The organism is Lachnoclostridium sp. An196 (assembly GCF_002160135.1).
GTDB lineage: Bacteria > Bacillota > Clostridia > Lachnospirales > Lachnospiraceae > Hominiventricola > Hominiventricola avistercoris.
The window spans coordinates 214,334-232,388 of sequence record NZ_NFJZ01000001.1 but is presented as its reverse complement, the minus strand read 5'-3'; the positions used below and the strand labels follow the sequence as shown (position 1 = coordinate 232,388).

14 protein-coding genes are annotated in these 18,055 nt (G+C 49.3%); 7 read left to right on the top strand and 7 right to left on the bottom strand.

Translation table 11 applies throughout. The features are described 5' to 3' along the window. Window positions 1-24: 24 nt before the first annotated feature. Window positions 25-4,695: a DUF5722 domain-containing protein gene (locus B5F29_RS01050; protein WP_087152819.1), complete on the top strand. Its 4,671-nt coding sequence runs from the start codon at window positions 25-27 to the stop codon at window positions 4,693-4,695. 178 nt (window positions 4,696-4,873) lie between these two features. Here the strand turns inward: B5F29_RS01050 and B5F29_RS01045 are convergent, their stop codons facing one another. Together B5F29_RS01045 and B5F29_RS01040 are read right to left on the bottom strand one after the other, a co-directional pair. Further along, on the bottom strand, window positions 4,874-6,457 hold the full coding sequence (locus B5F29_RS01045) for a hypothetical protein (RefSeq protein WP_087152818.1): 1,584 nt from the start codon (window positions 6,455-6,457) through the stop codon (window positions 4,874-4,876). Continuing rightward, complete coding sequence (locus tag B5F29_RS01040) at window positions 6,441-8,312, bottom strand: hypothetical protein (protein WP_087152817.1); 1,872 nt, start codon at window positions 8,310-8,312, stop codon at window positions 6,441-6,443. Before B5F29_RS01040 ends, B5F29_RS01045 begins: the two co-directional genes overlap by 17 nt. A 218-nt stretch (window positions 8,313-8,530) precedes the next feature. On the opposite strand from B5F29_RS01040, the gene B5F29_RS01035 reads away from it, so the two are divergent. From B5F29_RS01035 to B5F29_RS01015, 5 genes are all read left to right on the top strand, one after another. Next, window positions 8,531-9,712, top strand: coding sequence for a MerR family transcriptional regulator (locus B5F29_RS01035; RefSeq protein WP_087152816.1), 1,182 nt, complete (start codon window positions 8,531-8,533; stop codon window positions 9,710-9,712). Window positions 9,713-9,869: 157 nt separating this feature from the next. After that, entirely contained in the window at window positions 9,870-10,898 is a 1,029-nt protein-coding gene (gene rfbB, locus B5F29_RS01030; RefSeq protein WP_087152815.1) for a dTDP-glucose 4,6-dehydratase, read from the top strand. Between the two features lie 20 nt (window positions 10,899-10,918). Further along, window positions 10,919-11,851 (top strand): dTDP-4-dehydrorhamnose reductase, encoded by a 933-nt coding sequence (rfbD, locus tag B5F29_RS01025; RefSeq protein ID WP_087152814.1) that lies wholly within the window; start codon window positions 10,919-10,921, stop codon window positions 11,849-11,851. Window positions 11,852-12,050: 199 nt separating this feature from the next. Further along, window positions 12,051-12,317, top strand: coding sequence for a helix-turn-helix domain-containing protein (locus B5F29_RS01020; protein ID WP_087152813.1), 267 nt, complete (start codon window positions 12,051-12,053; stop codon window positions 12,315-12,317). After that, window positions 12,307-12,654, top strand: coding sequence for a sporulation initiation factor Spo0A C-terminal domain-containing protein (locus B5F29_RS01015; protein ID WP_087152812.1), 348 nt, complete (start codon window positions 12,307-12,309; stop codon window positions 12,652-12,654). The genes B5F29_RS01020 and B5F29_RS01015 overlap by 11 nt, the downstream gene beginning before the upstream one ends. On the opposite strand, the gene B5F29_RS01010 is transcribed toward B5F29_RS01015, so the two are convergent. Beyond that, complete coding sequence (locus tag B5F29_RS01010; RefSeq protein WP_087152811.1) at window positions 12,647-14,056, bottom strand: deoxyguanosinetriphosphate triphosphohydrolase; 1,410 nt, start codon at window positions 14,054-14,056, stop codon at window positions 12,647-12,649. The two genes, B5F29_RS01015 and B5F29_RS01010, sit on opposite strands and share 8 nt — an antisense overlap. A 262-nt stretch (window positions 14,057-14,318) precedes the next feature. Between B5F29_RS01010 and B5F29_RS01005 the strand changes: the two genes are divergently transcribed. Next, complete coding sequence (locus tag B5F29_RS01005; protein ID WP_087152810.1) at window positions 14,319-14,936, top strand: DUF1836 domain-containing protein; 618 nt, start codon at window positions 14,319-14,321, stop codon at window positions 14,934-14,936. A 45-nt stretch (window positions 14,937-14,981) separates the two neighbouring features. Here B5F29_RS01005 and B5F29_RS01000 read toward each other — a convergent pair whose 3' ends face one another. From B5F29_RS01000 to B5F29_RS00985, 4 genes are all read right to left on the bottom strand, one after another. Further along, window positions 14,982-15,272, bottom strand: coding sequence for a YerC/YecD family TrpR-related protein (locus B5F29_RS01000; protein WP_087152809.1), 291 nt, complete (start codon window positions 15,270-15,272; stop codon window positions 14,982-14,984). Window positions 15,273-15,347: 75 nt separating this feature from the next. Then, on the bottom strand, window positions 15,348-16,064 hold the full coding sequence (locus B5F29_RS00995) for a phosphatase (RefSeq protein WP_087152808.1): 717 nt from the start codon (window positions 16,062-16,064) through the stop codon (window positions 15,348-15,350). Further along, window positions 16,061-16,672, bottom strand: a complete 612-nt coding sequence (locus tag B5F29_RS00990; RefSeq protein WP_087152807.1) for an HAD family hydrolase — start codon at window positions 16,670-16,672, stop codon at window positions 16,061-16,063. The genes B5F29_RS00995 and B5F29_RS00990 overlap by 4 nt, the downstream gene beginning before the upstream one ends. After that, the gene (locus B5F29_RS00985) at window positions 16,669-17,955 is read right to left on the bottom strand and encodes an adenylosuccinate synthase (RefSeq protein ID WP_087152806.1); all 1,287 of its coding nucleotides are present in this window, start codon (window positions 17,953-17,955) and stop codon (window positions 16,669-16,671) included. The genes B5F29_RS00990 and B5F29_RS00985 overlap by 4 nt, the downstream gene beginning before the upstream one ends. Between the last annotated feature and the right edge of the window lie 100 nt (window positions 17,956-18,055).

The window sequence follows — 18,055 nt, the reverse complement described above, 5'->3', positions numbered from 1 at the left end:
TTTTAAAAAAAGGAGCGACGAAGATTGACATCCTCAAAAAACATTTTTTCACGGCTGCTGGCCTTTAGTCTCGCGGCCGCCCTATTGATCAGCGACCAGACCATCCTGTACGCGGCGGAAGCCGGCGCGCTCCTCAACGCTGCAGCGGACGGAGAATCCGACAATACGACAGACAGTGAAGGAACGGACGTTGACGGTGAAACGGCCTCTGGCAAAGAAACGACATCCGAAGGCAGTACAACGACCGAAGAAGGTTTACCCTCCGGAAATGACAATCCTTCCGGCAGTGAATCCGACTCCGGCGCAGAATCCTCTTCCGGTAATCCGACATCAACAGAAGAACAGCCACCGGCAAATGATACTGAGGCCACCGACGCTGGAACCACGATCCCCGGCGGCATGCCATCGGATACCGTAACAGTTTCCGATGACCAGTCATCAACCGGAGAGGAATCTTCCTCCATCAGCCAGACTGAAAATGGCAGCGAATTACCCACGGGTGATGAAATACCGGCTGAAGACCCGGCCTCTCCTGAGGTTACAAATCCGATCGAGAATCCGGAGACATCTGCCGGCGAAGTCACGGCATCAATGACTCTCTCAGAATCCTGGAATCCCAAACGTATGGACGAATCCTTCTCAGAAGAAGCCTTCGCCTTTGATCAGGAATGGATCGGACAGGACATAGACAGTGAATATACCTATCAGGATTCTTATGGCTCTCAGCTGACCGACGAACTCGCCCAGAAATTTTATCAGGCGCTATCCGATTGTATGGAAGCGCTTCTCTCGGAGGAAACGGCTGACGAAGAGGACGCCGGTTCTGCACTCTCCCTAGGCACCGTCGCCACGCCTGCCGAAGTCCTGGAAGGAGACGATTACCAGACGTTCCGCACCACTTACGAGACAGCCGCTCAAAATGCATTTGACGCCTTCTGGTTTGACGAGGCGGATGCCGCATTGCTGAATACTCCGGCATGCGCGCTTACCGTTACATACACCGGAACACAGCAGGAAGATCAGACCTGGTCCTGGAATGCAGAAGCGGTATGGACGCTGGAGCTCCTGGAGCCGGCGGAAGCAGAACAAAACGAGGAATCCGATACTGAAGAGACTCCTGAAAATGCAGATGATCTTTTATCCGCAGAAGCTTCGGAAGAAACGAATCCTCCGTCTGAATCCGACAACACTGCTTCTCAGGAAAATCCTCCGTCTGAAGACCTTTCCCAGGACAGCACCTATCTGACCGTATCCGATCTCTACGATCAGGCTGCTTCTTATATGGAAGAAACCCTGGCGTCTCAGGATCTTCCAACCGACGAAAGCACTTCTATGGAAGAGGAATCCGACAACACTGCGGCAGAGACAGAGCCTGCAGCAGATACCGGTACTAATGAAAATACAGCAGATGAAAAATCTCCCGTTCTTCCGGAAGGAGAGATTTATGCCCGCTATTTTAAAAAGCTCTGTGACGAAGCGGATATTGAATCTGTACTGGTAACCGGAATCGTCGGTGAGCGAATCTCCACCTGGAATCTTGTACATATGCCGGATGATCAGTGGTATGCTGTAGATATCTTCCGAAGTATTTTCCTGGCGGATGCAGGAGACACTGCAGATGAAACCAGTTTTTCCAATACGCATACCCCGTACGGCGATATTTCCAACAGCCATCTGGGGCAGTTCGCCTACCCGGCGTTGAGCGCACAGCCATACGCCTCTCCGGCTGTCATGACTCTGGAGGCTGCCGCACTGGAACCGGCCATGGAAGACGAACCGGAAACACCGGCCGAGCCGGAAGCAGAAGAGTCTGCAGCTGAGCCGGCTCCCGCCATGCCGGCCGCGGAACCGGTCACGATAGACCTGAGCCAGTGTCAGTATGAATACCAGGATCTGTGGACGACGCAGGATGATTTAAACCAGGTTCGCCCTACTTCCCTGACTTATCAGGGAAAAGAACTTACACTCGGAACGGATTACACCATTTCCTATCAGGGAACCGCACGCAGCGCGGTAACCGACCTGGGCACAGCAGGAAACTACACAATGCTTCTGACCGGTACCGGAAATTATTCCGGCACACTGGCGCTCTCTTTCCGTGTCGCCAGCGGAACATCCGTCACCACGCTTACTGCCTCCTCTATCAAAGCTCAGAAATATACCGGTAAAGCGTTAACGCCAAAGCTTACTCTGAAAGACCCTGTGACCCGCAAAACCTTAAAATCGGGCACGCATTACACTCTTTCGTATGAAAATAATGTAAATGCAGGGACTGCATCTATCGTAATCCAGGGCATCGAGGCCAACGGCTATGTGGGTACCAGACGAGTTACCTTCACGATCCAGCCCTGTGAGATCAAAAAAGTCAGCGCCAAGATTCTGGACAAAAAGATTTATTACACCGGAACGGCGCAGACGCCAAGAGTCTCTCTTACTTATAAGAAAATGGGACTGGTAGAAGGACGGGACTATCAGATCAGCTACAGTTCCAATACTAATAAAGGAAAGGGGATCATCACGCTGACCGGAATCGGAAACTATTCCAGCACCAGGACTTTGAAGTTTACCATTTCCGCCAGGAAAATGAAGGAAGCAAATATTGTCATGTCGGCTACTCAGGATACGTACGATGGACCAACACTGTATCCTACAATCACGGTTTCTTACAACGGCATTACCCTCAGGCAGGGAAGCGACTATACCATATCCTATCCAAAGAGTCTGAAAGCCGGTAAAAATACAATTAAGGTAAAAGGACGGGTGAATTTTACCGGCACTGTCAGCTTAAAATTCACAGTCAACAAGGCTTCTCTGGAAAACGCGGTGGTAACCCTTCCCTATGCATGGGCCTACACCGGAAAGAATGTAAAAGTTATCCCTACCCGGGTGGTAGTAGAAAACACAGTATTAACCAACAAGAAAGACTACACGATCAAATATATTGACAGTAACGGGAAACGGAAAAGCAGTGTGAAAAATCCCGGCGAATATCAGATTGTCCTTACCGGAAAGAAGAATTATATCGGCACGATCACATTAAAATTCTGCATCACCAGTGACCAGACTCTCCTGAATAATAATTACAACAGCGGAGCCGGCACTGTTACAGGAGGCAACACCTTTGCATTAAGCTCCTGCCTCGCATCCGGCTACAACGGACGTCAGATGACGGTAACCTTAAGCGCCGGCAGAAATACAGCCCTGGAAGGATTAGGAAGCCAGTTTTATATAGCCCGGCTGAACAGCGCCGGGACGACTGTGCTGGAAGCCATGCCTGCCAGTGTATCTGCTTCCGGTTCTTTTACCGCCAGCGCAGCTTTCCCGTCCAGCGACGGATTTCAGTCGGTCATGATGAGCAAATATGCCATCGCTATCTGGAATGGTTCCGGATACCAGATCGTCAGCACTGCCCGTTATCTGGAAAACCCGGAGATCACGGCGACAATGACCAAAGAATACCTTGGCTATTATACCAGTGATAAGATATCATCCAAAAAGGGTATGCAAGGTACCACCGCCTATACCGAAGATATGGCAGTCCAGCATGTGCTTCTGAATGTGGACCTGGCAGATATGGTAAGTACGACGCCCAGATCAGGGTATGTCTCCTATACTTATAAGGGAACGACTTACTATTTCCAGGATATGATCGCGTTGGAGCAGACCATGCGTTATCTGAACGGCTGGGATAATGACAACCCCTATGGGAATCACAGGCGCAGCATCACTCTGGTGCTTCTGATGAGCTGGAGCGATGAACTCTCCTATCTGATTCACCCATCAGCAAGGAAGAAAGGAGCGGCGTCTTATTATGCCCTGAATATGCAGGAGGAAAACGCGCGGAATACCTTCGAAGCCCTGTTCTGCTACATGGGCGAGAAACTGGGGACGGAGAAATCCCGGGTCAGCAACTGGACCCTCGGGAATGAGGTGAACAGCTGTCAAGAGTGGAACTATTCCGGAAGCATGTCCCTCTCAGAATGTGTCGCCAATTACGCGCAGGCCTTCCAGCTGCTCTACCAGGGCGTACGGAGGACATCCAGCACATCAAGGGTATTTATCTCTCTGGATCACTGTTGGACAGCTTCCGTAGCCGGGCACAGCGGAAAAGAATTCCTGGATCAGTTCGCGTCCTATATGAACCAGACGGCGCCGTCCATGGAGTGGAATGTAAACTACCATCCCTACTCCCAGCCCCTGACCAGAACCGCGTTCTGGTCTGACAATTCCAACACCACCGCTTCTGCCAGTACAAAATATATCTCCATGAAAAATATCCAGGTGCTGACAGATTATCTGGGAAGCCTGGAAAGCCAATATGGAAAGTCCGGCGGATCTATCCGGGTGATCATCGGAGAACTTGGATACACCGCCGTCCAGGGAAATACTTCTGCTGAGACAGCACAGGCCGCGGCTCTGGGATATGGCTACTATATCGCCATGTTCAACAGCCGGATCGACGCATATATCGTCCGTGCCTATCTGGATGATCCCGCCGAGACCAGCAGCGGGCTGTACCTGGGCGTCATGTCTCAGGGACATGTCAAAAAGCAGTCCTACGATGTATACAAATACCTCGACACAGAACAGTCTCTGTCATATATGAATAAATATCTGTCCACCATCGGCATCTCCAGTTGGGAGAGCGCGATCGACGGGTTTAACGCAGGGGCGCTGCCCGCGGTGGATTTTTAAATGAAATATAGCTAACTGCTAAAAGCGGCTGCAATCCACGAAACCGGGCTGCAGCCGTCTTTTTTCAAAATTACATACTCACTATTTGATTTTCCGCAACTCTGTGCTTTGATACTGTGATTTGCTTTATTGCATCGGCGATAGCTTCCGGAGCTGCTTCGCTCAGATAACATTATCATCAGACTCTTGGCACATATTCATAATAATGGCAAATAATTGTTTCCAGTCCGGAGAATGAGTATTCGTCGAATGTAAATCGTTCCTCTTTATACTGGTCCAGGATAAACCCGACTTTCCTGCAAAAATCCGGATAATTATCTTCCACAGTCACTTCCACCCCTTCACCCGCCAGGTTCATCGCTCCAGGTTCATAAAACAGCTCTTCTTCTGCACTTCGCAGGAACCACACACATTTACAGACGTCTTTCAAATCTTCAGCCAGGAAATTCCGCAGCATATCATACAATTCTTTATCATCGAAACGGTATATCAGCAGCAGGCAGTATCCCCAGAAACCGGATACTTCATATTTCTCAGATGTATTGTTCATTTCAATGGCAACGGCTTCGTCAAAACTGTCGGTCTGTGCCGGATATCTTCGATACAGTCTGTAATAATTCATCAAAGTATGGCATTGTTCCTTCATAACCAGCTTCAGCTCATCGATACGTCCATTTTTGTTTAACAATCTGTATATCATGATCATTACACCTATACTGGAATCATATGGAGGATATACGTAATAACTATATTGATTCATAATATGCACAATCGTATTTAAAATCCGCATGGACTTTTGAAAATTGAAGTCCAGCAGATAATTGGCATAGGAAGCCAGGTTCCCCAGCAGTTCATACAGCAAGACTCTGTTTTCTGCAACGTTATAATTGGGCAGTATCACATCCCCGCAGGCTACCTGTTCCGCTTTCTCCCAGTACAAATCATTCCATTTTTCATATGAATGGCAAAACTTTATCAGCCATTCAACATTTTTCCCCTTTTCCAGCGACTGGCTGCCTGCGAAATATTTCCAGTACCGGATCAGCACGTACTCGGAAACCATGATTCCAATCCTGGTGATCCCCTCCTGGTACGCGTATTGCGCTATCATCTGGCTGGATAGATATAATGTGGCACACAATTTATAAAATCTTTTTCTGTCGCCTCCGGCCTTTTCGATATTTTCCATAATACTGTTTACGATTTTTTCATAATACCAGCGTCTGTATGTACTTTCATCTATGAAGTACAGTGCTTTTCTCAACAGGCTGTGAAGTTTTTTATCAAACAGATATTCGTTGAAAAAACACCCAAGGACTTCCTGAACAATATCGTCTATCCCCATAAATCCGATTTCTATATTCAGATCTCCCCAGACTCTGTTATTATTTACGTAGTTATTCCAGTTTAATTTGACAGACTCGTCCAGATGTCCGTTGGACGCCACCACAATTCTTATCCGCCTGCTTCTGTCCCTTAATGTCAGATTGTTTATCATCACATCTTTTATCTCATCCAAGCTCTGCCTCACCGCATTTGTGTCGCCATCCCATACTTTCCGGTCTATATCTCCCTGTTTTATAACAAGAAATATAAGTTCTTCTTTATTGTGAAGCTGTATATCCACCCCATACTGCCTGTTCCCGGTCCTGGGCTGGCTGACGGCCGCATACCCTTTTTCTTCAAATATCTGGCTCAACAAAGTATCCAACTCATCTTTCTCTTTTAACTGCAAAATATATTCCTTAACGATTAACCTCATTTTCTCTCCTTTGCAGATAATCCAGTTTCATATAGACAAATTCTACCGGATAATTGAGGAATTTTCTGGGTAATTCCATAGAATAACGAAACTCCGCATATGCGTTCACCTGATATTTTAGCTCGCCTTTCTGAACAGTCTGGACAAAGGCAATTTTTCTTCCATATTTCATTTTCCTGTCTGGAAAGTATCTTCCAAAAAAAGATCCCTCTCTGGCTTCTTCCTGTATTTTTCTGTTTTGCTCCGCCATCGCGGTCTGATATTTCCTGTACCTGTCCTCATTGATCCGATAATCCTTGTCCTCATAACCTTTCTGCATTTTTCTCTTATATTCCTGATCATATGCAAGGATTTTCTCTGCCAGTTCCGCTCTGTACAAATTGCTGGATGCGGCATAGCTCTTGGCTTTTTCCGTCAATACGGAAGAATAATTCGAATAGATCTTTTCTTTGCAGAACTCAAAATATAACTCATTATCTTTTATCTTATCAGCCAGGAGAAATGCCAGATCTGCGATTTTATTCTCGTCGGGCGTAAAAAGCAGGATTCCTTCCATGCCCAGCAGCATCTCACTTCTGACAAGTTCCTGCAATTCCAAAAAGGATTCAAGTTGATCTAACGGCAGTATTTTCTGAAAAATCTCAATCGAAAAATAGAATTCATATTTATCTCCATGGATCAGCCGATCATACCAGTATCCTGTGATTCCCTCAGATTCATTCCGAAATATCATACATGTCTGAGGCAGCGCTTCCAGGAACTGATGGTCAAGCGCATATTTATTTTCCTTATACAAACGATACAGCTGTTTCAGTACACCTGCACAGTCCCGCTGCGCTTTCCATTTAAAATAGTAATCCAGGTCGTTCAGCATCTTATTATCGATCCCAAATGGTGTGCTGATCAGCTGTTCGATCACGTCACTACCGTCCCGAAATCCAGAATCACAATCACAATATTTCAGTTCCTGAATGCAAATCCTCTTTTGCGCCTGGCTTCCGTCTTTGCACTGCATCAGTCGGCCTTTTACCTGGTCTCTGTATATACCATCAGGATGATCGGACAAATACCGAATATAAACAGGAATCAGTCCCTCCCAAAATTGTTCATTTTGACAAAGACTGGACTCTATATAAGAAAAATGTTTTTCAAACAGAGCGTAACCATAAAAAGTACTTCTGTACAGGAAACAGATTCCCATCCGTTTGCAGTGGTCGGACAATTCATGCAGCAAAACGTCCGTCCATTGTTCAGCGTCTTCCGGCCTTTTACGAAACAGCACAACGCCGATCTGAACTGCCAGCTGGTCTAGCGCCTCAGAATAATCTGCAATATATCTCCGGATCACTTCTGATTCTTTTACGTCTCTGACAACCAGCTTCGCATAATTCTGGACGAACTGATACGCCTCTGTATCGTCTCTAATCGCCTGTATAATCTCCAGAATAATATCCAACATTCCCATTCGGCAGCTTTTTTCATATTCGATAAAACGCACTACAAACGGCAGGATCTTCTTGTCTGCCGCTTCTTTATGTGCCTCTATCTGCAGTTCCAGCAGGCTTATATTAACCTCACTCTGGAGAATATATCCGATATATTCGCATAACAGATTATTTCCTTTTATAGTATATAGAAAGGAAAGAATCTCCTTTATGTCTATGTCGGTTCCAGTTAACCGGGTCATCGCGGCTCGTGCCATGACACCCCAGCGGTTGCGTCTCATCTCTTGAGTCCCGTCATCCAGATCATCAAAAATCTCATCTGTCGTTTTCTGCAGCAAATCCGGATTTTCCTTTATTATCTGATCCGCAACTTCTAAAACACATTCTATTTTTTTCAGATCATAACTCATATCTGGTCCCCTTTTATCCCTGACTTCTCCCATATTCAAGCCACAATTGATACATTCCTGTTTGTCATTATAGCATAACTTACCAGACGCGCAAATAAACCTTTAAACTCCGCAAAATTTCATTTTTGGAGAATATTTTTGTCTTTTAACCATCTGTACATACATTTTTTTTAGGTGTAAAATAACTTCAGACGCAGCTTTCACAGAAAGGATTTACCATGCATCTTCCCGGCTACTACTCTTCCGGCCAGTTCGCCCGCATGGCAGGCGTATCTGTCCGGACGATCCGTTTTTACGACAAACAGAATATTCTGAAACCGTCCTATGTGTCGCCTTCCGGCGCGCGTTTTTACACGGGCTCGGATCTTGCGAGACTTCAGCAGATCCTGCTGTTTAAATACCTGGGATTTTCCCTGGACGATATCCGCGAGATGACCATCGGCGATACCGATTATCATTTCCTGAAAAATTCGCTGAATCTCCAGAAAAGGCTGGTACAGGACCGGATCGAGCAGATGCAGCTGGTGGAGAGCGCCATTGAGGACACGGTGAACGCCCTGGAGCAGGAGCGCCAGGTGGACTGGAGCCAGATGCTGGAACTGATCCACCTGACCGGCATGGAGAAAAGTCTGAAGACCCAGTACCAGAGCGCCACCAATATCTCGGCGCGGATTCGCCTGCACCGGGACTACTCTTCGAATGCCTGCGGCTGGTTTCCGTGGATCTTCGACCAGTGCCGGATCAGGGACGGCTTACAGGTCCTGGAGCTGGGCTGCGGGGACGGAACCCTGTGGAAGGAAAATATTTCCCGGCTTCCCGCGCAGATACACATTCTGCTCTCGGATATCTCGGAAGGCATGCTCAGAGACGCCAGACGCAGCCTGAGCCAGGAGGATCCGCGGTTTTCTTTTCAGGTATTCGGCTGTGAAAAGATCCCCTGCGCGGACCGGTCTTTTGACCGGGTGATCGCCAATCATGTGCTTTTCTATTGTGAGGATCTGCTGGCCGTCTTTTCCGAGGTCCGCCGTGTCCTGGGAGAAGACGGGCTCTTTCTCTGCAGCACCTACGGTTCCCGCCATATGCAGGAGATCAGCGATCTGGTACGGCGTTTTGACAGCCGCATCGTGCTGTCTGCCGAGAAATTATACAACCGCTTCGGCCTGGAAAACGGCCGGGCGCTGCTGAGTCCGTACTTTTCCGACGTGCAGCTGCTCCGTTATGAAGATTCCATCGAACTGGACCGGGCAGAACCGCTGATCGAATACATCCTGTCCTGCCATGGCAATCAGAACCAGTATCTTCTGGACCGCTATAAAGACTTCCGTACCTTTGTGGAAAAGCAGACCGCCGGAGGATTCCATATTACCAAAGACGCCGGCGTCTTTTTATGCCGGGTGTGAACCTTTTTCTGTAAATATCCCCATCAATTTCAGGAAAATTTAAAATCCCCCTTGAAGGTGACCTAACGTCACCTTCTATAATAGGGGCAACGACGAGTTTTGACGATACCGGTACATCCGGGCGACTTAAGAGAATCACAGGGAAAAGGAGAAAATCATGAGCAAGAAAACCATTATCGTGACCGGCGGAGCCGGTTTCATCGGAAGCAATTTTATTTTCCACATGCTGGACAAATATCCGGACTACCGGATCATATGTCTGGACTGCCTGACCTATGCGGGCAATCTGTCCACGCTGGCACCGGTCATGGACAACCCCAACTTCCGTTTCGTAAAAGAAAGCATCACGGACCGTGACGCCGTATACCGTCTGTTTGAGGAAGAACATCCGGATATGGTGGTCAATTTCGCAGCGGAGAGCCATGTAGACCGTTCCATCGAGAATCCGGAGATCTTCCTGACCACCAATATCATCGGCACTTCCGTCCTCATGGACGCCTGCCGCAAATACGGCATTGAACGCTACCATCAGGTGTCCACCGACGAGGTCTACGGCGATCTGCCTCTGGACCGCCCGGATCTGTTTTTCACCGAAGAGACGCCGATCCATACGTCCAGCCCGTACTCTTCCAGCAAGGCAGGCGCGGACCTTCTGGTGCTGGCATACCACCGCACCTACGGTCTGCCTGTGACCATCAGCCGCTGTTCCAACAACTACGGCCCTTACCACTTCCCGGAGAAACTGATCCCGCTGATGATCGCAAACGCGCTGAACGACAAGCCTCTTCCGGTATACGGAAAAGGTGAGAACGTCCGCGACTGGCTCTATGTGGAAGATCATTGCAAGGCCATCGACCTGATCATTCACAAAGGACGCGTGGGTGAAGTATACAACGTGGGCGGCCACAACGAGATGAGAAATATCGATATCGTGAAGCTGATCTGCAAGGAGCTTGGCAAACCGGAGAGCCTGATCACCTTTGTCGCGGACCGCAAAGGCCACGACATGCGCTATGCCATCGATCCCACCAAGATTCACAATGAACTGGGATGGCTGCCGGAGACCAGATTTGAAGACGGCATCAAGAAAACGATCAAGTGGTATCTGGAGCACAAGGACTGGTGGGAGACCATCATCTCCGGAGAATACCAGAATTATTATGAGAAAATGTATGGCAACCGTTAAGCAGAAGGAGGAATCACAAAATGAAAATATTTGTAACCGGTGTGGGCGGACAGCTGGGACATGACGTGATGAACGAGCTGGCCGGAAGAGGATATGAAGGAATCGGTTCCGATATCGCACCTGTATACAGCGGTATTCAGGACGGCACCGCTGTGACGCAGATGCCTTATGTGCCCCTGGATATCACGGACCGGGCTTCCGTGGATCAGATCCTTTCAGATCTGCGTCCCGACGTGGTTGTGCACTGCGCCGCATGGACGGCTGTGGACATGGCGGAAGACGACGACAAGGTAGAGAAAGTACGTCAGGTCAACGCCGCAGGGACTGAAAATATCGCTCTAGCCTGCAAAAAGCTGGACTGCAAGATGGTTTACCTGTCCACCGACTATGTATTTGACGGCCAGGGAACAGAGGCCTGGCAGCCGGACTGCAAAGATTATAAGCCGCTGAACGTATACGGTCAGACCAAGCTGGAAGGAGAACTGGCTGTTTCCTCCAATCTGGAGAAATATTTCATCGTACGTATCGCCTGGGTCTTCGGCGTCAACGGAAAGAATTTTATCAAGACTATGCTGAATCTGGGCAAAACCCACGATCATCTGCGGGTTGTCAACGACCAGATCGGCACTCCTACCTACACGTACGACCTGGCGCGGCTTCTGGTGGACATGATCGAGACGGACAAATACGGATATTATCACGCCACCAACGAAGGCGGCTATATCAGCTGGTATGATTTCACTGTGGAGATCTTCCGCCAGGCTGCGGAGTTGGGACACCCGGAATACAACGCCGTTACCGTGACTCCGGTCACCACGGAAGAATATGGCGAGTCCAAGGCCAGACGGCCTTTTAATTCCCGTCTGGACAAGAGCAAGCTGACCGCCAACGGATTCACGCCTCTGCCCACCTGGCAGGACGCGCTGCACCGTTATCTGAAAATAGTCCTGTAAAACCGAAATATAGAGCGCGCAAAAAGCAGTCTGTTTAAAACGGGCTGCTTTTTTTGTTTTCTGATTATTTGACCATTTCTCTGTCATTTTCGACATTTTCCCACGTTATATATAAGATATCCTGAGGTGCGCCTCATGGTAAATTCTTCCATTTCCAGTAAAATTTTCATAGAATCTGTCGGAATAAGGGGTTTTCATCATGCATCAGTATCAGTCACTGTTGAAAGATTTTCTCATGGTCCGTGTACACAGCTATCGACTTACTTTGCAGTGCTCCCAGGAACGCATGGCTGAAAAACTTCGCATTTCACCGCGGTCTTACATCGATCTGGAACGCGGGAAATATGGCTTCTCTGCGGCCACCTTCGCATTCTTCCTTCTCATTTTGCCTGAAGACGACGTGCTGGATCTTCTCCGGAGTCTTCGGAAGCTGATTGACAAGGAGGACAACCACGATGCAGCCTGACGCACATACGCTTTGGAAAATCTACGCGCTTCTGCAGCAGATGGGCGCGTCCTCCAGTTATACCGGATTTTTTCACACCGCTTACGCCGTATTTCTCACTATTGGAGAACCGCGCCGGCTTCTGCTGGTGACCAAATGGCTCTATCCGGATGTGGCGGAATATTTCCACACATCCTGGTCCGCCGTGGAACGCAATATCCGCACAGTTGTCGACCTGGTCTGGAAATCACATCCGGAGCAGCTGTCCCGGATCGCAGGATGTCCGCTGGAAAAACGGCCGTCCTGTTCTCAATTTATTTTTATTCTGGCAGAATATCTGGCAGCAGACTCTATTTAATCCCGCCAAGCTCCTGATACATCTCTTTCGCATAACTGTCCGTCATGCCGCAGATCTCATCCGTGATCAGCAAAAGCCGCAGATACAGCCGTTCTGTCTCATCCTTCCCTTTTGCGTAGACATGGTAGATAGCCCTGTAATTTTCCGAGATGAGGCTCATCAGCTTCTCCTGCACCGCCGTCATGGGCTCGTCCGAATCATAGCGGATCGCTGCGTCCACAAAACGCTCCAGAAGGAAACTGAAGATGGCGTCCGCGCCGACTTCCAGCTTCAGGATCGGAGCCGAGATGAACGCGTAACGGTAGGCGATATCTCCCAGAGCTCTCATCATCAGCGTACCCGGCATGCCGTCCAGCAGTTCCTTTTTACAGGTTCCTTCCATCAGTTCCTCATAATGCCGGACAAAACCGGCTGTTGCGCTGCGGATCATCTTTCCCTGGACCTGGACCGTCCAGTTCTGTACGGCGTTGGCGTCGGGCCGGGTGATTCCTTTCTCGATCGCCCTGGTTCTGCGCCGTTCCAGAAGGGACACCATATCCTTATAATCCCCGTCCTGTTCCTCCGGACAGTAGTCTTTCAGTTCCTGCACCAGCCGCTCGAAGGTAATGCACCCTTTCTTGAACGCGTCTTCAATATCCGCCGTCCGGTAGGCGATGTCGTCCGCCGCTTCCAGCACGAACGCCAGCGGATGACGTTTTCCGAAGGTCCCTGTGCTCTCCTGGATCTCCTGAAACACTTCCCGGTCCGCGTAAAAATATCCCATCTTCTTTGTACGGATATCGCCGCTCTTTTTGTCGATCTCCAGCGAAGATACCGGGTACTTGATGATGGCGCCCAGAAGTCCTTTGGTCAGATTCATACCGTGTTCATCCACCAGATAATGCAGCTTCGTCACCAGCCGGAGAGCCTGGGTATTGCCCTCAAACTGATAGAAATCCTCCTGCATCTGCGGATTCAGCACTTCGGTCAGCGGCCTGCCCTTCCATCTGAGCTCCGGCATTTTCCTGCGGAACCAGTCCCGGATGGCAGTCTCTCCGAAATGCCCGAATGGCGGGTTCCCGATATCGTGCAGAAGTCCCGCGCATTGCAGGATATCGCAGATATCCGCCTTATAGGAAGCAAAAAACTGCGGATCCTTGATATTTCTCAGGATCTCTTCCGAAATATTCTGTCCCAGAGATTTCGCGAAGGAAGACACCTCCAGCGAGTGGGTCAGCCTGGTTCGGATAAAATCGCTGCGGTCCAGGGGAAATACCTGCGTCTTATCCTGAAGCCTGCGGAACGACGCGCTCCCGATGATTCTGTGATAATCTTTTTCAAATTCCGTCCGCAGATCCCCGGATCCGGGGCGGCCGCGGTACGCCCGGATCCGGTCCGGGCAGAGCAGTTTCTGCCATTCCATAGATATTTCCCTCCGTCCTGAACAGTTGCAAATACTATATATAAAGTATCATACCTTTCTTAAAAGTCCAATAATTTTTTGTGTATAACTTCTTCCAAACCGGTCATAATATAACTAAACAAAAGATAAATTGAATACTTATCCTCCCCTTTGAAGGTCCGTCTGCTGCGCGTCGCCGCGGCAGGCGGATTTTTTGTCACATAGAAAAAAATACTTGTTATGTAGTTTTGAATACTATATAATGGGTGATGAGGTGATAAATATGACGATAGACCCGCAGGACATCCTGAGCAGCATACTCACCAGCCTGGACCGGATCGATTATATCAGGCCGCAGGAGATTCCGAATATAGATCTGTATATGGATCAGGTGACCACGTTCATGGAAGAACATCTGCAGTCCTCCAAACGCTATCCGGAGGACAAGATCCTGACCAAGACCATGATCAACAACTATGCCAAGAATCATCTGCTCCCGCCGCCTGACCGCAAGAAGTATTCCAAAGAGCATATTCTTCTTTTGATTTATATCTATTATTACAAGGGGATTCTGTCCATTGGAGACATCGAGCGCCTGCTGGCGCCTCTGACGGAGCGTTTCTTCCATACGGATAATTCTCTGAGCATGCAGGATATTTACGAAGAAGTGTTCAGTCTGGAGAAAAATGAAGTAGAATATCTGAAAGAGGAAGTGATCCGGAAATATAAACTGGCGTCCGATCTGTTCCCGGAGGCCGGCGAGGAAGACCGGCAGTTTCTGCAGATCTTTTCTTTCATCTGTCTGCTCAGCTTTGACGTTTACGTAAAAAAGCAGGTGATCGAAAAGCTGATTGACCAGCTTCCCCAGAAAAATGATACGAAAAAACACCACAAAGAGTGAAAGAGCCGTACAGCTCCCGAACCCGGGTTCCTGTACGGCTCCTTTTTACTCTTCCTCCGTCCTCCGGAAAACCATGTCATAACCGTCATTCCCATAATTCAACGAACGGTTCACACGGCTGATGGTGGCAGTGGAAGCGCCGGTCTTATCGGCGATCTCCTGATACGTCTGTTTTTCTCTCAGCAGCCTGGCCACCTCAAAACGCTGAGACATGGACTGTATCTCATTGATCGTACATACATCTTCAAAGAACTGATAGCACTCTTCCATGGACTGAAGACTCAATATGGCGCGGAAAAGTCCATCGGTTGCCTCATTGTGAATCTTTTTATTCATATATTCTGTATCCCCTTATATTTACGTCTTTTAGTATTTTAACACACTAAAATTGTAAAGTCCAGTCCCGCGCTCTTATCTGTATTTATTTATATATTCCCGGATCTTTCCCCTATCGGTATTGATCACCAGCTCCTCCGGGAAATCTGTCTCCTCCAGAAGCGGATAGATTCTTTCATGATTGCGCACATCCGTGAAGAAATGCGCGTCGCTGCCCATGATCACCGGAGTGCGGTATTTTTTGCAGAGATTCAGGATCTCGATATCATTGCCCCGGGCATTCTGACGGTAGCCGTTGGGATTCAGAGAATTGTTGTTGATCTCCAGCAGTGTATGATGTTCCTTCGCCGCCTGGACGATCGCCTCGTTGTCCAGCGGATAGCGGCTGTCATCCGGGTGACCGATGATATTGATGAGCGGATTCCGGATGGCGTTCACCACACACTCCGTATTCCACTCCCGGCTTCCCGGTTTGATACAGGGGATATGCAGACTGGCGATGGTCAGATCCATCTGCGCCAGATCTTCCTGGCTCATGTCCACGGTTCCCTTCTCGTCCAGGATATTCAGTTCGATCCCCAGAAGCAGTTCCAGATTCCCATGCTGCCTGGGTACCACTCTCAGATTATGAAAATAGATCAGCTGACAGCTTCCCGGCATCTGCGGAGCATGTTCTGTGATTCCGAATACTTCCAGCTCTTTTTCCTGCGCCGCACGGATCATCTCCATCATGGTATTGTAGGCATGTCCGCTTGCAATCGTATGTGTATGCACATCCACAAGATCTCTCATTCTGTCTGTTCCTCCAAAAGCCTCTTCAGTTCCTCTTCCGCCTGTGCCTGATCCCTTACCGCGATTCCCTGCATACCCAGTTTCCGGGCAGTCTCCACATTGGCCGGAGAGTCGTCAAGGAACACCGACTCCTCCGCTTTCAGTCCGTATTGTTCCAGCAGCAGAAGGTATATGCCGGAGTCCGGTTTGATCTTTTTTACCCGGTGCGACAGGATTCCTCCATCCATCTCCGCCAGAAAAGACATTTTATCTCCCGCGTCCCGTTCTACCTTCGCCGGAAAATTAGAGAGATAGAAGACCCGGTATCCCCGGTCCTTCAATTCCCGGATCCAGCGTCTTGTACCGGGATATTCCCGGATCAGCGTACCCAGATTCTCATATACACGGCGGATCTCTTTCTCCAGTGCCGGATCATTCCGGATAAAAGCAGCCAGCACCTCTTCTTCCGGCCATACGCCCCGGTCCATCTCGCGCCATGCCGCGCTCTGCATCATGGCGGCGCCCAGGCGTCCGGCAGTCTCTCCGGTGTAGCCGCAGGAACGGATGTGATCCCGCCAGCAGAAATCCACCAGCACATTCCCGATGTCAAAGATGATATTGCGGATCATTTTCTGTCACGGAAGATGATATCGTCTCTTCCCGGACCGTTGGATACCATCGTGATCGGATATCCGATCTGCTCCTCGATAAATTCCACATAATTCCGGCAGTTCTCCGGCAGGTCCTCATATTTGCGGATACCGCGGATGTCGCATTTCCATCCGGGAAACTTCTTATAAACAGGCTTTGCCTTCTCCAGCAGACGGGTGGTCGGGAACTCGGTGGTCACTTCTCCGTCGATCTCGTAACCTACGCAGACCGGGATCTCATCCAGGTAGCCCAGCACATCCAGTACCGTAAACGCCACATCGGTGGCTCCCTGCAGGCGGCATCCGTACTTGGAAGCCACACAGTCGAACCATCCCATACGTCTCGGACGTCCGGTGGTGGCGCCGTACTCTCCGCCGTCTCCGCCTCGTTTTCTCAGCTCGTCCGCCTCGTCTCCGAAGATCTCGCTGACAAAAGCGCCTGCTCCCACCGCGCTGGAATATGCTTTGCACACGGCGATGATCTGTTTGATCTCATAGGGCGGGATGCCTGCTCCGATAGCTCCGTAAGCAGCCAGCGTGGAAGAAGAAGTCACCATGGGATAGATCCCGTGATCCGGGTCTTTCAGAGTCCCCAGCTGGCCTTCCAGCAGGATATTTCTGCCTTCTTTCAGCGCCTTGTCCAGATAGCCGGACACATCGCATACATACGGCTCGATCATCCGGCGGTACTCCATCAGTTCTTCATAGATATCCTCCACCTTCAGCGCCGGAGCATGGTAGAGGTGTTCGATCAGGACGTTTTTCTGAGTAATTACTCTGCCGATCTTCTCCTTCAGCTCTGCTTCATCCATGAACAGTTCGCTGACCTGGAATCCGATCTTCGCGTATTTGTCCGAATAGAAGGGCGCGATACCGGACTTGGTGGAGCCGAAAGACTTGCCCGCCAGACGCTCCTCCTCCAGTTTATCCAGTAAAATATGATAAGACATCACGATCTGGGCACGGTCGGACACAAGGATCTTCGGTGTGGGAACGCCCCTCTCCACGATACCCTGAAGTTCTTTCACCATCACCGGAATATTTAAGGCTACGCCGTTTCCGATGATATTGACCGTGTGGCTGTAGAACACGCCGGACGGCAGCGTGTGCAGCGCAAATTTTCCGTAGTTGTTCACGATCGTGTGTCCCGCGTTGGCGCCTCCCTGGAACCGGATGATGATATCGGAATCCTGGCCAAGCATATCTGTGATCTTGCCCTTTCCTTCGTCTCCCCAGTTGGCTCCTACAATAGCTCTTACCATATTGATATTCCTCCGTTTTACAGGCGGCTCCGCCTGTCTTCTGTTCTGTTTATGCGCTTTTTGGCGCACACTATTCAGTATAGCTTAAAAATGTTTATAA